The sequence below is a fragment of the Clostridium mediterraneense genome, assembly GCF_900091705.1.
Taxonomy (GTDB): domain Bacteria; phylum Bacillota; class Clostridia; order Clostridiales; family Clostridiaceae; genus Sarcina; species Sarcina mediterraneense.
In genome coordinates, this window is the sequence record NZ_LT594785.1 from 162,816 (window position 1) to 179,163 (window position 16,348).

A 16,348-nucleotide genomic window follows, 5' to 3' on the forward strand; every position below is an offset into this window, starting at 1 on the left:
AAGGGGGATTAAAATTTGAAATCAGTAGATGAGAATAAAGTAATAAGCTATCTTATGACAGATGGGCTTAGTTTAGAAACTCAAGTAGAAGTATTGTTTGATGTAGCAACTAAGATGCTAGATGATGGTGCTATGAGAGCTAGAGTTGTAAGATTCAAACTTCAAAAGTATGTTAATTCAGAAAATGTATATGAAAAGCTATTTGCTTTAAATACGATAGTTTCAGAAGGTAATGGAATAAAAGTAGTTCCAGATGAAAAGAATGCTGAAAAAGTTTTAGAAGAAACATGTAATTTTATTTCTACAGAGCTTGCTAAGAGATATTTAAAGAAAAAGATTAATGGAGAGCTTGAAAAAACTCTACAAGAAAAACAAGAAAAGTACATGGATGACATGAGACTTGAAATTATAAGAAAGAAAAAAGGTCCTGAAAATGCTAATACTTTAAAGAAGCTTAAAAACTTAGAGGATTTAGATAATAAAATTCCAAGTAAAAATATTATGTCATTATTAAGACCTGATAGTTTTAAAGAGATTGTTGGTCAAGAAAGAGCTATTAAATCATTAGTTTCAAAACTTGTATCACCATATCCACAGCATATAATTCTTTACGGACCTCCAGGGGTTGGTAAGACAACTGCTGCTAGAATAGCTTTAGAAGAAGCTAAGAAAATTAAGAATTCAGCTTTTAATGATGATTCAAAATTTGTTGAAGTTGATGGAACAACTTTAAGATGGGACCCAAGAGAAATTTCAAACCCTCTTTTAGGTTCAGTACATGATCCGATATATCAAGGAAGTAAGAGAGATCTTGCTGAAATAGGAGTTCCAGAACCAAAGACTGGGCTTGTAACAGAAGCTCATGGTGGTATCTTATTTATTGATGAAATAGGAGAACTTGATTCATTCTTACAAAATAAATTATTAAAGGTTCTAGAAGATAAGAGAGTTGAATTTACTTCATCTTACTATGACCCAGATGATAAGAATGTTCCAAAATATATTAAGTACTTATTTGATAAAGGAGCTCCAGCAGATTTTGTTATGATAGGAGCAACTACAAGAAGCCCAGGAGAAATAAATCCTGCTGTAAGATCAAGATGTACAGAAGTTTATTTTGAACCTTTAAGTTCAGCTGATATAGAAAAAATAATAAGAAATGCTGCAAAGAAACTTTCAGCAACATTAGAAGCTGGAATAGATAAACTTATAGCAAATTATACAATCGAAGGAAGAAAGGCTGTAAACATATTAGCAGATGCCTATGGACAGGCGCTTCTAAGAAGTAAGAGCAAAGAACCTAAGAGAGTTAAGATAATGCTAAAGGATGTTGAAGAAGTTCTTAGCATCGGAAGATTTGTTCCATATGAAAAGTTTGAAGATCTTAATACAAAAGAAGTTGGAAAAGTTTATGGTCTTGGAGTTGCAGGATTCCTTGGTTCAACTTTAGAAATTGAAGCAGTTACCTTTAAGGCTAAAAAAGAAGGAACAGGTAAAATCAGATTTAATGATACTGCAGGTTCTATGGCTAAAGATTCAGTATTTAATGCTGCATCAGTTATAAGAAAAGTTACTGATAAAGATATCAGAGATTATGATATCCATGTAAATGTAGTTGGTGGTGGAAAAATAGATGGACCATCAGCTGGAGCTGCTATAACTCTTTGTATTATAAGTTCACTATTAAATAAACCTATAAGACAAGATTTAGCTGTAACAGGAGAAATTTCTTTAAGAGGTCATATAAAACCAGTTGGAGGAATTTTTGAAAAGATCTATGGAGCTAGAAGAAAAGGAATTAAACTTGTAACTGTTCCAATAGATAATAAAAGAGAAATACCTAGTGGATTAACAGATATTGAAGTTAAGGCACTTAATAATATAGAAGAACTTATGGAAATAGCATTTTCATAAGAAATAAGGAGCATACTAAAAATGTATGCTCCTTTTGATTAAAAAGAGTGTAAGATGATATAATATAAGAAGATTGAAAAGAATAAGTTTCTTGTAAAAAAGAATTAAATGTTGCATAATTAAGTTTGCAATAATAGAGCGAAATAAAATGGAGTAAGAGACTATTAAAAGATTAGGAGGAAGAGATATGGATGCACCAGTAATGAAAAGCCTGCCACAAAGTATTGAGGCAGAACAAGCTGTACTTGGAGCAATGATGGTGGAAAGAGCAGCTATAGCTAAAAGTGCAGAAGCTTTGTCAGCTGATGATTTCTATAGAGATTCACATAAGGTTATTTTTAAAAGTATCGTTGAAATGTTTCAAAGAGATGATGCTGTTGACCAAGTTACTTTAATAGAATATTTAAAATCAAATGATAGACTCGAAAAAGCTGGTGGTATAACTTACATAGCTGAAATGGAAGCTGGAGTTGTCAGTGCTGAAAATGTTGGGGATTATATAAAAATAGTTTCAGATAAAGCTATTTTAAGAAGACTTATTAAAGCTTCCACTGACATAATATCTAGTTGTTATAATAATCAAGGCGATGTTCTAAAAGTAGTTGATGGAGCTGAAAAGAAGATATTTGATATATCTGAGACTAAAAACTCTGGAGACTTTGAACCAATTAGTGCGGTTTTAGAAAGAGGATTTGAAGAAATCGAAAGACTTTATAATAATAAAGGTGAGATAACAGGGGTAGGTTCAGGATTCACTGATCTTGATGATAAAACATCTGGGTTCCAAGCAGGGGACATGGTGCTTATAGCTGCTAGACCATCAATGGGTAAAACAACATTTGCCCTTAATATAGCAGAACATGCAGCATTAAAAGAAGGAAAAAGTGTAGTTATATTTTCACTAGAAATGTCTAAAGAACAACTTGCATATAAATTATTATGTTCTCAAGCAAGTGTTGATATGCTTAGTCTTAGAACTGGTCAATTAGAAGATAAAGACTGGGAAAACATAGCTAGAGCAGCAGGGCCTTTATCATCAGCAAAAATTTACATAGATGATACAGCAGGTGTTTCTATTATGGAAATGAGATCAAAATGTAGAAAACTTAAAGCCGAGCATGGAATTGATCTTATTCTTATTGACTACCTTCAACTTATGAGTGGTAGTGGTGAAGAAAGTAGACAACAAGAGGTTTCAGAAATCTCAAGAAATATAAAAGCAATTGCAAAGGAAATGAAATGTCCTGTAATAGCATTATCACAGCTTTCTCGTGCGCCAGAGCAAAGAGCAGACCATAGACCAATGCTTTCTGACCTTAGAGAATCAGGATCTATTGAGCAGGATGCTGACCTTGTAATGTTCCTTTATAGAGATGAATATTATAATAAAGAAACTGAAGATAAAAATATTGGTGAATGTATTATAGCCAAGCAAAGAAACGGCCCAGTTGGTACAGTTAAATTAGCATGGCTTGGACAATACAGTAGATTTGGTAATTTAGATTTATCAGATATAGAATAATATAAAGCATACAAGACTTTTGTCTTTGTGTGCTTTTTTTAGAAGTTATAAAGTAAAAGGAGAGATTATTATGGATAAGAAAATAGGTTTTATAGGTTGTGGAAATATGGGTTCAGCAATGCTTGCTGGAATTATAAATTCAAAGCTTTTAGAAAAAGAAAATATTTATTGTAGTGCAAAGACTAATGAAAGTAAGGAAAGATTAAAAAAAGAGTTTGGAATAAATGTAGGAAGTAATGAAGAAGTAGCAAAAGAATGTGATATTTTAATTTTAGCAGTTAAGCCTCATTTCTTCTCAGAAGTTATAGGTCAAATTAAATCTATTGTGAAAAAAGATTCTACAATCATAAGTATAGCAGCAGGAGTAGAAATTAAGGATATAGAGGAGTTATTTGAAATTAAAGATCTTAAAGTTGTTAGAGCTATGCCTAATACACCAGCTCTAGTAGGTGAGGGAATGACAGCTTTATGTCCTAATGCTTATTTAAATAATAATGAAATTAAAGAAGTAGAAGCTATATTTAATAGCTTTGGAAAATCAGAAATATTAGAAGAAAAATATTTTGATGCATTTATAGCTATATGTGGTTCATCACCAGCTTATGGATATATGTTTATAGAAGCTATGGGAACAGCAGGAATAAAAGCAGGATTACAAAGTTCTAAAGCATATAGACTTGCAGCACAAAGTCTTTTAGGAACTGCAAAGATGGTTTTAGAGACAGGAGAACATCCAGCATCATTAAGAGATAAAGTATGTTCACCAGGAGGAACAACTATAGAAGCAGTTGTAGAACTTGAGAATACAGGCTTTAGAAGCTCAATTATAAAAGCTATGGAAGCTTGCGAAAAAAAATCAAAAGAAATTTCAAAAAAGTAATTGACAATGATTATCACTTGGTATATACTATAATTACAAACAAATGATAATGATTTTCAATTAAGCGTTAGAAAATGATGTTAAAGCGTATAGACAATTAAAATTAAATTCCTAAAAATAAAGTTTAAATTCCTAAAAATTAATCTATCAAAAAGACTAAGTTTTGATTATTCAAAACTTAGTCTTTTTTTACTCAAATATTATTCTCCAAATATTTTTTTATTTAATTCAAGTCCTGTTTTAGTAGTAGCAAGTCCACCTTGAGCAGTTTCTCTTAAACTTGCAGGAAGCATTTTTCCGACTCTATACATAGCTTCAACAGTATCATCAAAAGGAATTCTGCTATAAACTCCTGCCATAACAAGATCAGCACTACTTAAAGCACTAATTGCTCCAGCAGCATTTCTTTTAGCACAAGGAACCTCAACAAGTCCTGCAACTGGGTCACATACAAGTCCTAAAATATTTTTAAGAACTATTGCAGCTGCATTAAGTGACATATCAGGAGTTCCACCCATTAATTCAACACAAGCAGCACTAGCCATTGCAGCAGCAGAGCCACATTCAGCTTGGCAACCACCTTCAGCACCTGATAAAGTAGCATTTTGAGCTATAATCATACCAACAGCTGAAGCAGAAAGTAAACCTTGAACAAGTTTATCATCTGATAGATTGAATCTTTCACCTATTGTTAATATAACAGAAGGTAATATTCCACAAGAACCAGCTGTAGGACAAGCAACTATTTTTCCCATAGCGGCATTAACTTCAGAAGAAGAGATAGCTCTAGCCATTGCCTTAACAACAGTCTCTCCACAAAGAGTATTATTCTTTTCTATGTATTTATTGATTTTATAAGCATCTCCACCTATAAGACCACTTACTGAAAATATCTTTTTCTCTTGTCCTTCATTTGCTCCTTCACGCATAACGTGTAATATTTTTAAAGTATTTTCAAGAACTTGTTCTCTTGAAAGCCCACTATTTTCTATTTCATAGTTAATTGCATAATCAGAAAGTAACCAATTATTTTCATCACATATTTTTAAAAGTTCTTCACCATTTTTTGCAAACATAATTAAAGCTCCTTTGTACTTGGATTAATCATTATAAGTTTGTCTACACATTCTAGAATTTTGATTTCTTCTAATAATTCGCTTGGAATATTATTATCCACCTCAAAAATCATAGTAGCAGATTTACCTTTTTCAGTTCTGTAAACTCTAAGAGAAGCTACATTGATATTTTGCTTATAAAGTATATAAGTAATTTTTGAAATTGCTCCAGGAACATCTCTATGAGCAACTATTAAAGTTGGATATTGTCCTGTGAAATTAACTTTTTCTCCATTAACCTCATTAATAGCTATATTTCCACCACCAATTGATGAACCCATAACTTCACATGTATTACCTAAAGTAGTTTCTATTAAAAATTTTACCGTATTAGGATGTAGATTTTCACCAAGGTCTGTTTCAACAAATTCTATTTCTAGTCCAGTATCACTAGCTATTTCCATAGAATTACGAAGCCTTACATCAGCTGGTTCCATACCAAGAATACCTGCAACAAGTGCCTTATCTGTTCCATGTCCTTTATAAGTTTTAGCAAAAGAACCATGTAGTAAGAAAGTAACCTTTTTTATAGGTTCTCCACAAATAGTTTTAGCAACTTTTCCAAGTCTTGCAGCACCAGCAGTATGAGAACTTGATGGACCAATCATAATAGGTCCTATTATATCGAAAACACTGAATTTATTCATAAAATTTATCTCCTAGTTAAAAGATTTATCTACCCTTATGTTAAATTAATTTTATAGTTAAATCAATAAAAAAAGAATAGTTATTCTGAAAAGAATAACTACACTTTTTCATTATATTTCATTAATAGGAAATTTTTTTTATTTGCTTATATTGTTGAAGTCTTCTTTCAACAACTTCCCAGTTGATATCGTCAAGAACTGTATCTAAATATTTAGCTCTATCTGTTCCAAAGTCTATGAAATAAGCATGTTCATAAACGTCAATTACAGCAAGTGGAGCAGCACACCAAACAGCACCATGATCATGAGCATCAGCCCCTATAACTCTAAGTTGATTTGTAAGACTATCAATAGTTACTATTGCCCAACCTCTTACACTAAGAGCTACTTGCTTAAAATAAGCCATAAAGTTTTCAAAATTTGAGTATTGTTCATCTATAAGCTTTATCATATCCCCATAAGCAACACATTTAGCTCTAGTATTAGAAGAAATATTTTCAAAATATAATTCATGAAGAATTACTCCATCTAAAGCAAATGTTTCAGCTACTTTTTCTGATCTCATTTTTGAGAAAGTTGGATTAGAGCCAGGAAAATCTTTAGCATCTTTACTAAGCTTTGAAATTTCATTAACCTTAGAAACATATCCTTTATAAAGCTTTAAATGTTCTTCAAGTTGTCTTTGACTAAGACCTTTAATATTATTAGTATCAAAATTTTTAGCTTCTAAATCTTTGTACATAGAATCCTCTCCTTTTATATAAAAATTAAAAAGACTTATTGAATATATAAGATGTACAAAATAAAAAGCCGTTTTCATTGTATAATCATTTTTTATAAAAAATTATTCAATATGAAAATGACTTTTATACATTCTATTATTTAAAATAAAATATATAAGTATTACTCCTAAATTTTTAGATTATAAATTCAATAAGCTATTGAAATTCACTATTAGAGTATGCATTTAATTAAAAAATATTTACCTTTAAAAATTAAATATGAAAAATAACCTAAATCAAAGAAATAATGAGAAAAAATGAAAGAAGAGATTATAAATTACATTATATGTATTAAGAGGCTGTTTTTAGGATTAAATGTAGATTGAAATTAAGTGTATACATGTTATGATTTAATTGATAACAGTAATAAAAATAATAAAATTAAGGGGAAATTAGTATGATAGGATTTTTGATTTCTATGATTGCTACAGGAGTATTTTGCTTAATTTCAATATATTTAATGGAATTAAAGGATGAGAAAGATAGTATAGTTTTAGAGCTTAATGATAGATACAATAAGAGAAAAGAACTAATAGAGGCTACAATAAGTAAATTAGAGAAAAAGGGTAGAAAGTGTAGATATTTAGGGGAAAATAAGCTTGATGTTGATGGGCAAGAATATCTATTTACAGAAAGAGATTTTACTATGGGAAGAATTCCTCTTCAAAGAGTAATTTTAAGACACAGATAGGAGAAGTTAATGGGATATATATTAGATCTTAGAAAAGAATTAAAAAATGAAAAAAGAGCTTTAATGATGCCAGCAGCAGCTGTTCTTATTTTTAATAAAGAAGGTAAAGTTTTATTACAACAAAGAGTTGATAATAAAAAATGGGGATTACCAGGTGGTTCAATGGAAATGGGCGAAACCTTTGAAGATACTGCAAAAAGAGAAGTGCTTGAAGAAGTAAATTTAAAAGTTAAAAACCTAGAACTTTTTAATGTGTATTCAGGTGAAGATTTGCATTATATATATCCTAATGGGCACGAAGTATATATAGCTACAGCAGTTTATATATGCAGAGAATTTTCAGGTGAGTTAAAGTTAGATAAAGAAGAAACTTTAGATGCAGTTTTTTATTCTAGAGATAATTTGCCTAAAATAGAGGATATTAATCCTCCAGATAGAATAGTTATAAGAGAGCTAATTAATACAATAGAATTTTAATTTTATAAGATTTTAAGTTAATTATTGAAATCTAGGTGGCTTGAATGGGAAAAGTTCATTTAGTATAATTATTTTAAACAGCGAAGAAAGGAATTTAAACTATGATAAATAAAGATATGACTATAGGTGAAATAATCAGAGAAAATCCTTTAAATGCTTCAACATTAATGGATTTTGGAATGGGATGTGTTGGATGTCCATCAGCTCAAGCTGAAACATTAGAAGAAGCTGCAATGGTTCATGGATTAAATTTAGAAGATTTACTAGATGCATTAAATAGATAGTAGAAGTGTAGATATAAAGGGGATCTTAGCTAGGGATTCCCTTTATATTTGATTTTAGTATTTTTATTTTAAATTAAAGGGACAAGCTATTTTTATAGCTTTTAATAATTGAATCAGTAAATCACTCTTATTTAGTGAAAATAGCAAAGATAAAGATTTTAAAATATACATAAGAGAGAAAAAATAAGTGATTTAAATAAATTTAAAAAAAATTTAAAAAACTATTGCTAAATAATAATTATTATTATATAATAATTATAACATCAAAAGAAAAAATTACTAACGCAAAGTAAATTAGAAAATATATACCCATAGATAAGTAATGAAAAGATTTATTTATTTTAATAGAAGTTTTAGGAGGAATTTAATATGAAGAAATATGTTTGTACAGTATGCGGATACATCGCAGAAGGATCAATCCCAGAAAAGTGCCCAGTATGTGGAGTAGGACCAGATAAGTTCATAGAAAAAACAGAAGGAATGGCTTACGCTGATGAACACAGAATCGGAGTTGCTAAGGATGTAGATCCAAGAATAATCGAAGGACTTCAAGCTAACTTCATAGGAGAATGTACAGAAGTAGGAATGTACATCGCTATGTCAAGACAAGCTGATAGAGAAGGATACCCAGAAGTAGCAGAAGCTTATAAGAGAATAGCTTTCGAAGAAGCAGAACATGCTGCTAGATTCGCAGAATTATTAGGAGAAGTTGTTGTTGCAGATACAAAGGCTAACTTAGAAGCTAGAGTTGCTGCAGAACACGGAGCATGTGAAGGAAAGAAAGAAATTGCTACACTTGCAAAACAATTAAACCTTGATGCAATCCATGACACAGTTCATGAAATGTGTAAAGATGAAGCTAGACACGGAAGAGCATTCCAAGGATTATTAGACAGATACTTCAACTAAGATTTAGTTTAGAGATATAGAACATAAGGACTTTCAGTAATATGAAAGTCCTTTTTTTAGTTTAGATATAAATATATAATTAAATAGTAGGTAATAAATTTTAAAGTTTCAAAGAGGTGCAACAAATGATAATTGATTTTACTAAAGAGTATGAGGTATTACATAGAGATATAGATAAAAATTTAGATTGTAGAATAACTTCTATTTTAGATTTTTTAACAGATGTAGGTATGAGTCATGAAGAATCACTTGGTATTGATATAAGCTTAAATAATAAGGATGGGGTAGTCTTTGTATTTTATGATTATGATATAAGAATAAATAAATATCCAAAATATAAAGAAAAAATTAAGATAGTTACATCTGTGGATAATATTCAAAGATTTTATGCTACTAGAAAATATAAGGTTTTTGGAGAAAATTCAGAGCTTTTAGTTGAGGCGGATGCTTTAGCTGTTGTTATTGATGTTAATAAAAGAAAGATTGCTAGAGTACCAGATATATATTATGAAAAACATAATATTGAAAAGGGTAAGAAGATTAGAAGTGAAAGATTAACATTAGAACCTATGGGACAAGTTGATTTAAGTAAAGAATTCCATATAAGATATTCTGATATAGATAGTAATAATCATATTAACAATGTTAAATATGTTGATTGGGCACTTAGTACAGTTCCTAAAAATATACTAGAAGATTATAATTTAAAACAAGTTCAAATTAAGTTTGAAAAAGAAATAGTAGAAGAAGATACTGTAAAAGTTAATATTGAAATTTTAGATATAGAAGATGGTATTAAAATAAAGCATAGAATTCTAAATAGCCTAGGTGAAGAAGTAAATGCAATAGACACATATTGGTCAAAATAGTATTCCTTATAAAATATAAGTTTTGTTTTAAGAATAAAGTCACAATTTTTTATTATTAAAAATTGTGACTTTATTTTTAATAGATATATTTATTTTGTAGCGCCAAGAGCAGCAGCAAAACCAGAACTCCAAGCCCATTGTAGGTTAAATCCACCACAATCTCCATCTACGTCCATAATTTCACCACAGAAGAATAGACCTTTAACAAGCTTTGATTCAAGTGTTACAGGGTCAATATCTCTAGTATCAACTCCTCCTGCAGTAACTTGAGCATTACTAAATCCATTTGCTCCTATGCATTTAAATTCCCAATGCTTAAATAACTTAAATAAAGATTTCTTTTCTTGCCATGTTAATTCGTAGCAAGGTTTATGAAGATTATCAATTCCAGCTTCTTTTAATAAAGTAGGTATAAGTTTTTTATTTACTACTCCTATTAATGAATCAATAACTTTCCTATTTGAAAGAACAGCAAAATGTCCTTCAAGGAAATTTTCAATTTCTTCTTGAGTTTTATCTGGTGTCATATCTACTATAATTTTTACATCTCTACCTTTTGAAAATTCATAAGATGCAGTTCTTGATATTTGGAATATAGGAGGTCCTGATATTCCGTAGTTAGTAAATAGAACTTCTCCAAAATCTTTTCTAAGAGATTTTCCATCACTAGTTACTTCTGTATATCCATCAAATTTAATTCCTGATAAAGCTTTTAAAGCAGGATGTTCAAGTTTTAATTGAACTATTCCAGGAACTTGATCCACAATCTTATGTCCAAATATCTTAGCGAGGTTATATCCAGAACCGTCTGAACCACTTGGAGTAGCTGATTTTCCGCCACAAGCTAATATAAGCTTTTTACATGAAATAGTTTCAGCTGTCTCATCATTTGAAATAAGTTTAAATTCACCTTTCTTATTATAAATTTGTTTAACTTTGAATGAATTGTATATAGGAACTTCTCTTTCTTCAAGAGCAAGTCTAAAAATATCTACTACTGAAGAAGCTTGTAATGATTTAGGATAACTTTTACCTTTTTTAAGCTCAACAATAGGAAGACCAAGATTTAAGAAAAATGCTTTAGTGTCTTCTACTGAAAAATTTGCTAGAACATTTTGATAAAAGCCATCATTTTCACTATGGTATGTATCAAAAGGGTAAGCTATTGTTGAATTGGTGATATTACAACGTCCATTTCCAGTCATAAGAATTTTCTTACCAACTCTATCTGTACCTTCAACTATAGCTACATCTAGCCCAAAATCTTTAGCTGATATAGCAGCCATCATACCAGATGCTCCACCACCAACTACAATTAGATCGTGATATATCATAAAAATTACTCCTTTTGTTTCTAATTTATAAATTGATTTTAGCATAGTAGTATTAAGCTTTAAAGCGATAAAATAAAATACTAGATATGTAAAGTTTTTTTGTATAATTAGTTAATAATTTATTTTGTTATATCTACCTTATAATAAGTATATATGCAGTTAGTTATAATTTTTAATTAAATAATTAATATAAATCGAATTATTTAATTTAAATATTAAATAAGATAGATATTAATATTTTAGATTATAGTATAAAATTTTTAAGATTTAATATAAAAAAACTTATTAAATGGATATATATATAGTATAAATTGATAAAAAAATATAAAAAATATTAATTAATAAATATAAGCTAAAGCAAGTAAAAAAGAGGGTTTAAGGATAGTTAGGTTTGAGGAGTAAAAATAAAAAGAAAAAAAGTTTATAAAAAGTGTTGACAGCTTAAGTTAATTCGGGTATTATAGTTTATGTTGAGTCGGGCAGAACCGATACAACAGCCGAAAAAATTGTGTAAAATAAATATGTGGAAAGCAGTCTATGAGGCCCCTTGGTCAAGCGGTTAAGACACCACCCTTTCACGGTGGTAACAGGGGTTCGATTCCCCTAGGGGTCACCAATTTGGTCGCATAGCTCAGCTGGGAGAGCACCTGCCTTACAAGCAGGGGGTCACAGGTTCGATCCCTGTTGCGACCACCACATATATGGCTCAGTAGCTCAGCTGGTTAGAGTGCCGGCCTGTCACGCCGGAGGTCGAGGGTTCGAACCCCTTCTGAGTCGCCACATAATTTGGCCCCTTGGTCAAGCGGTTAAGACACCACCCTTTCACGGTGGTAACAGGGGTTCGATTCCCCTAGGGGTCACCAATTTAGGTCGCATAGCTCAGCTGGGAGAGCACCTGCCTTACAAGCAGGGGGTCACAGGTTCGATCCCTGTTGCGACCACCATAATATTAAATGGCTCAGTAGCTCAGCTGGTTAGAGTGCCGGCCTGTCACGCCGGAGGTCGAGGGTTCGAACCCCTTCTGAGTCGCCAATATTACGCTGATATGGCTCAATTGGCAGAGCAGCTGATTTGTAATCAGCAGGTTATCGGTTCAAGTCCGATTATCAGCTCCATTTTTTATTTTTAAAATTTAATATGCTGCGGCCCCTTGGTCAAGCGGTTAAGACACCACCCTTTCACGGTGGTAACAGGGGTTCGATTCCCCTAGGGGTCACCAATTTTTAGGTCGCATAGCTCAGCTGGGAGAGCACCTGCCTTACAAGCAGGGGGTCACAGGTTCGATCCCTGTTGCGACCACCATTTTTTTTATGGCTCAGTAGCTCAGCTGGTTAGAGTGCCGGCCTGTCACGCCGGAGGTCGAGGGTTCGAACCCCTTCTGAGTCGCCAAATGGTGTTAAGAAAGCTTCATTTTATATGAAGCTTTTTTTGTTTTTAAAATAATTTTTATAGAAAAAAGAACACAAAATAATTAATCTTGTGTTCTTCTTCTTCTTTTTTTCATTTCAAGTCTTATATCTTCTCCAAAGAAACTTAAAACAGTAAAGTTTCCAAGTAATCTAGAATTTATTCTTTCATCATAACTAGCTTTTATCTCAGACATAGATAAGTTTGTTGATATTATCATCTTTTTCTTCTTTAGTAACTTATTATTTAAGAATGTGAAGAATTCTGATATTGAGAAATCAGTTATTTGTTCAGTTCCTAAATCATCTATTATAAGTAAGTCACAATTTAGAAGTAAAGATTCAAGCTCTTTATTATTGTTAAATCTAATATCTTTTAAATCTTTAAGAAGTTCATCAGAAGTTCTATAAACTACTAAAAAACTTTTATCTAGAAGATATTTAGCTATACATTGTGATAAAAATGACTTTCCAGTACCTGCGAGTCCTGTAAATAGAAGATTTTTATCATGACTACTAAAACCTTTTAGATAATTATTTTGGATATTATCGATAATTTGTTGCATATTTTCTTTTGGAGATATACGTTCTGTTTCTAATTTGTTTGCTCTAAAATATTGGAAAGTAAAATTAGAAAAGTTATTTGTCTCTAAAAGCTCTGCAATATGTGATCTTTTATAATATATATCAACTAAATTTTTATTGTAACAAGAGCATTTCTTAGTTTCTATATACCCTGTATCTCTACACTTTTCACAATGATAATGAAGAGTTAGATAATTAGGAGCATAACCATGAGCCATAAGTAGCTCATATTGCTGAGTTCTAAGATCATCTATTAAATCACGTAATTTTCCCATTTCTTCATCTTTATTAGCAGATTTTCTTATTGCTATTAAAGAAATTTTAGCTGATAATTTTCCTATTTGCTTATCAAGTTCAATTATCTCAGGATGAAGTTTTGATATTTCTTCAACTCTTTTATTAAGTTTTTTCTTTTCAGTTTGGCGAAGTTTATCGTAATATTCCATAAGTTCAGCCTTAGTTCCATTTATCATTAATCATCCCACCCTAATAATTCATTTTCAAGAGTATCATAATCATATTCTCTTTGAGTATAGTTTGCAAATCTTAATGTCTTATTTGGTTTTCTGTTATTTATATTTTGTACTATTTGTTTATTAGCTTTTAGTTTATCATTATCTTCGATATCTTTAAGAGTTTTAAAGCCAGCCTCTCTCCATTTTGTAAGTATTCCATCTATGTACTTAAAATCGGCTTTATTTATTCTTTCAGAACAAATTTTACATGCTTTTAGGATTACGTCAGTTGAAAAATTATAAGTAAATAACCATTTTTCTATCATATCTTGATGTGGTTTCATGATATCTGTATTTTTTATACCTAGATATTCAAGGATAGTTCTGATTTTTACCCACTTATCTTCAAACTTAGTAATATATTTATTAGCATCTTCTATAGTTTTTATACCTGAATCATGCCAAGCAAGAGCAACAGATTCTATATAATTTGCTGTTCTTTTTTCTTTAGATACACAATATTCAATAAGGAATAAAATAAGTTCTAAAGTAAAACCAAGTTCTTTTGTCCAAGAAAGATACATTTCTATTTCTTTATTAGATAAAGGTCTGCTAAGTAGGTTTTCTATATCTTTTAGCATATCTTTATTTGAGTTTTTCTCTAAAGCACTAAGAAGGTTAACCTTTTCATTTTCAGTTGACTCTTTATCTGATAAATTAACGAATTCTATATTAAAATTATTCATTTTATCTATAGGAATAAGTTTTATTACGCCTTCATTATTCCAGTATTTTAAGGCGTTTGTTACCTCTGATTCTAATAACCCAAGATTAGCTGCTAAGATTGATGAGCTTACACCTGGTTCCCCGCTGACAGTACATTTTAATAAAAGAATATAGACTTTTACAAATTCACCTCTAGCTTTAGTCATATATTTATCGATAAATATATTACTTATTGGAGTAAAGTCAATGTTTGAGTTTTTTAACATAAAAGTACTCATAATTATATATCTGCCTTTCATAAATTAATAGTTTAAAGGGTCTTTAATTATTATAACAAAGACAATTTACTTCCTAGTGTAACTAAAACGCTACAATAGGTCTTTAATAATTATAACAAAGAGAATTTTAACACTCAACACACTTTTATGTAGAGTAAGGAAAATAAATCTTGCTTTGTATATATTTTTTTAAAAAGGGAACATTAAAAATTGTATTTTGTAAAAAGCGTACTAAAGATAAAGGAGTAGAGAAATGGATAGTTTTTTGAAAAAGACTAGAAAAATAGCCATTATTCTAGTAGTTATGTTTCTTTTTACAGGGGCATATGGTATGACAAATATTTATAAAGCCTATGTAAATGATAAATTTATTGGCTATGTAAATAATAAGTTTGAAGCAAGATTAATTTATAAGGAAGTTATTAATGAAGCATCAGAAAAATTCTTAGCTGTGGATGTAGGTAAAAATAAATTTACTTTTAAAAATGCAAATGAAAGCGAAAAGCTTACCAATAGAGATGAAATTAAAAAGAATATAATAAGTGAAGCTGATATTAATGTTGAAGCTTATAGTATGTATTTTAATGATGTCAATGTAGGATGTGTTGATAACTTAAAATGTGGAGATGAAGTTGTTTATAATTTAAAGAAAGAAGCAATAAATCAAACTAAGCTTACTAATAATCATTTTTTAAGTGTAGAACTACAAGAAAATGTGAACTATAACAAGGAAATGGTTAAGTTAAGTAAGGTTGGTACAGTGAAAAATATTTTAAGTAATATAGAAGATATTAATAGTGCTAGAGATAAGAAAATAGCAAATGTTCAAATTCTAGAATTAAAAAAAGAAATAGAAGACGTTAAGCAAAATACAAAAATATTATCTAGTGATAATTTATATCTAGGGCAGACTGTGAAAAAAGAAGGAGAAGCAGGGAAGAAAGAAATAAAAAGAAAAAATATATATGTTGATGGGAAAGTAGTTAGTACCATGGTTTTAGAAGAAAATTTAATATCAAGACCAAAGGATGATATTATCTATACAGGAGTTCAGAACCCTGTTAGTAAAGGAATTGCTTTTATTAGTTATCCAAGTGAGAGTAGATTAATTACATCACCTTATGGAAGACGATGGGGTAATGAACATCATAGTGGAATTGATATTGATGGTAGAATGGGCCAAAGTATAAAAGCTGTACTTGATGGTAGAGTAAAATTTGCTGGCTGGATGAATGGCTATGGATATACAGTTATTATTGATCATGGAAGTAATGTTGAAACTTTATATGCTCATGCAAGTAAACTTACTGCTAAAACAGGAGAAAAAGTTTGCAAGGGTGATAAGATAGCTGAAGTTGGTAGTACAGGAAGAAGTACAGGTCCACATATACATTTTGAACTTAGAAATAATGGAGTGGCAGTAAATCCTATAGGATATTTCATATAAAAAAATGCATTTCAATTAATATAATTG

15 protein-coding genes and 10 tRNA genes are annotated in these 16,348 nt (G+C 30.3%); 19 read left to right on the forward strand and 6 right to left on the reverse strand.

Going from position 1 to position 16,348, the window contains the following annotated elements; translation table 11 throughout:
* Positions 1-15 precede the first annotated feature (15 nt).
* From lonC to proC, 3 genes are all read left to right on the forward strand, one after another.
* Entirely contained in the window at positions 16-1,914 is a 1,899-nt protein-coding gene (lonC, locus tag BN8917_RS02750; protein ID WP_066870316.1) for a Lon family ATP-dependent protease, read from the forward strand.
* A 187-nt stretch (positions 1,915-2,101) separates the two neighbouring features.
* Complete coding sequence (locus tag BN8917_RS02755) at positions 2,102-3,436, forward strand: replicative DNA helicase (protein ID WP_066870318.1); 1,335 nt, start codon at positions 2,102-2,104, stop codon at positions 3,434-3,436.
* 70 nt (positions 3,437-3,506) lie between these two features.
* On the forward strand, positions 3,507-4,316 hold the full coding sequence (gene proC / locus BN8917_RS02760; RefSeq protein WP_066870321.1) for a pyrroline-5-carboxylate reductase: 810 nt from the start codon (positions 3,507-3,509) through the stop codon (positions 4,314-4,316).
* A 200-nt stretch (positions 4,317-4,516) separates the two neighbouring features.
* Here the strand turns inward: proC and sdaAA are convergent, their stop codons facing one another.
* The 3 genes from sdaAA to BN8917_RS02775 all read right to left on the reverse strand — a co-directional run bounded on the left by sdaAA (position 4,517) and on the right by BN8917_RS02775 (position 6,820).
* Positions 4,517-5,392, reverse strand: coding sequence for an L-serine ammonia-lyase, iron-sulfur-dependent, subunit alpha (gene sdaAA / locus BN8917_RS02765; RefSeq protein WP_066870324.1), 876 nt, complete (start codon positions 5,390-5,392; stop codon positions 4,517-4,519).
* Positions 5,393-5,394: 2 nt separating this feature from the next.
* Positions 5,395-6,078 (reverse strand): L-serine ammonia-lyase, iron-sulfur-dependent subunit beta, encoded by a 684-nt coding sequence (gene sdaAB / locus BN8917_RS02770; protein WP_066870327.1) that lies wholly within the window; start codon positions 6,076-6,078, stop codon positions 5,395-5,397.
* A 121-nt stretch (positions 6,079-6,199) separates the two neighbouring features.
* Complete coding sequence (locus BN8917_RS02775) at positions 6,200-6,820, reverse strand: superoxide dismutase (protein ID WP_066870330.1); 621 nt, start codon at positions 6,818-6,820, stop codon at positions 6,200-6,202.
* Between the two features lie 437 nt (positions 6,821-7,257).
* On the opposite strand from BN8917_RS02775, the gene BN8917_RS02780 reads away from it, so the two are divergent.
* The 5 genes from BN8917_RS02780 to BN8917_RS02800 all read left to right on the forward strand — a co-directional run bounded on the left by BN8917_RS02780 (position 7,258) and on the right by BN8917_RS02800 (position 10,090).
* Complete coding sequence (locus BN8917_RS02780; RefSeq protein ID WP_084748459.1) at positions 7,258-7,551, forward strand: hypothetical protein; 294 nt, start codon at positions 7,258-7,260, stop codon at positions 7,549-7,551.
* Positions 7,552-7,560: 9 nt separating this feature from the next.
* Positions 7,561-8,028 (forward strand): NUDIX hydrolase, encoded by a 468-nt coding sequence (locus tag BN8917_RS02785; protein ID WP_066870333.1) that lies wholly within the window; start codon positions 7,561-7,563, stop codon positions 8,026-8,028.
* 101 nt (positions 8,029-8,129) lie between these two features.
* The gene (locus BN8917_RS02790) at positions 8,130-8,312 is read left to right on the forward strand and encodes a DUF1858 domain-containing protein (protein ID WP_066870336.1); all 183 of its coding nucleotides are present in this window, start codon (positions 8,130-8,132) and stop codon (positions 8,310-8,312) included.
* 369 nt (positions 8,313-8,681) lie between these two features.
* Positions 8,682-9,221 carry an NADH peroxidase gene (locus tag BN8917_RS02795; RefSeq protein ID WP_066870339.1) on the forward strand — a complete coding sequence of 180 codons (540 nt, stop codon included), beginning with the start codon at positions 8,682-8,684 and terminating at the stop codon, positions 9,219-9,221.
* Between the two features lie 125 nt (positions 9,222-9,346).
* On the forward strand, positions 9,347-10,090 hold the full coding sequence (locus tag BN8917_RS02800; protein WP_066870341.1) for an acyl-[acyl-carrier-protein] thioesterase: 744 nt from the start codon (positions 9,347-9,349) through the stop codon (positions 10,088-10,090).
* Positions 10,091-10,179: 89 nt separating this feature from the next.
* On the opposite strand, the gene BN8917_RS02805 is transcribed toward BN8917_RS02800, so the two are convergent.
* Complete coding sequence (locus BN8917_RS02805) at positions 10,180-11,424, reverse strand: BaiN/RdsA family NAD(P)/FAD-dependent oxidoreductase (RefSeq protein WP_066870344.1); 1,245 nt, start codon at positions 11,422-11,424, stop codon at positions 10,180-10,182.
* Between the two features lie 541 nt (positions 11,425-11,965).
* Between BN8917_RS02805 and BN8917_RS02810 the strand changes: the two genes are divergently transcribed.
* From BN8917_RS02810 to BN8917_RS02855, 10 genes are all read left to right on the forward strand, one after another.
* Positions 11,966-12,040 (forward strand) — tRNA-Glu (locus BN8917_RS02810).
* Between the two features lie 4 nt (positions 12,041-12,044).
* Positions 12,045-12,120, forward strand: a tRNA-Val gene (locus BN8917_RS02815).
* A gap of 7 nt (positions 12,121-12,127) precedes the next feature.
* A tRNA-Asp gene (locus tag BN8917_RS02820) sits at positions 12,128-12,204 on the forward strand.
* 8 nt (positions 12,205-12,212) lie between these two features.
* A tRNA-Glu gene (locus tag BN8917_RS02825) sits at positions 12,213-12,287 on the forward strand.
* 5 nt (positions 12,288-12,292) lie between these two features.
* Positions 12,293-12,368: transfer RNA gene (locus BN8917_RS02830), tRNA-Val, on the forward strand.
* 11 nt (positions 12,369-12,379) lie between these two features.
* Positions 12,380-12,456 (forward strand) — tRNA-Asp (locus BN8917_RS02835).
* Between the two features lie 7 nt (positions 12,457-12,463).
* A tRNA-Thr gene (locus tag BN8917_RS02840) sits at positions 12,464-12,539 on the forward strand.
* A 29-nt stretch (positions 12,540-12,568) separates the two neighbouring features.
* A tRNA-Glu gene (locus tag BN8917_RS02845) sits at positions 12,569-12,643 on the forward strand.
* Between the two features lie 7 nt (positions 12,644-12,650).
* Positions 12,651-12,726, forward strand: a tRNA-Val gene (locus BN8917_RS02850).
* 10 nt (positions 12,727-12,736) lie between these two features.
* Positions 12,737-12,813: transfer RNA gene (locus tag BN8917_RS02855), tRNA-Asp, on the forward strand.
* Between the two features lie 82 nt (positions 12,814-12,895).
* Here the strand turns inward: BN8917_RS02855 and BN8917_RS02860 are convergent.
* Entirely contained in the window at positions 12,896-13,888 is a 993-nt protein-coding gene (locus BN8917_RS02860; protein WP_066870347.1) for an ATP-binding protein, read from the reverse strand.
* A complete protein-coding gene (locus BN8917_RS02865; protein ID WP_066870350.1) occupies positions 13,888-14,874 on the reverse strand; it encodes a DnaD domain protein in 987 nt (328 codons plus the stop codon). Before BN8917_RS02865 ends, BN8917_RS02860 begins: the two co-directional genes overlap by 1 nt.
* 253 nt (positions 14,875-15,127) lie before the next feature.
* On the opposite strand from BN8917_RS02865, the gene BN8917_RS02870 reads away from it, so the two are divergent.
* Positions 15,128-16,321: a peptidoglycan DD-metalloendopeptidase family protein gene (locus BN8917_RS02870; protein ID WP_066870353.1), complete on the forward strand. Its 1,194-nt coding sequence runs from the start codon at positions 15,128-15,130 to the stop codon at positions 16,319-16,321.
* The last annotated feature ends 27 nt before the right edge of the window (positions 16,322-16,348 follow it).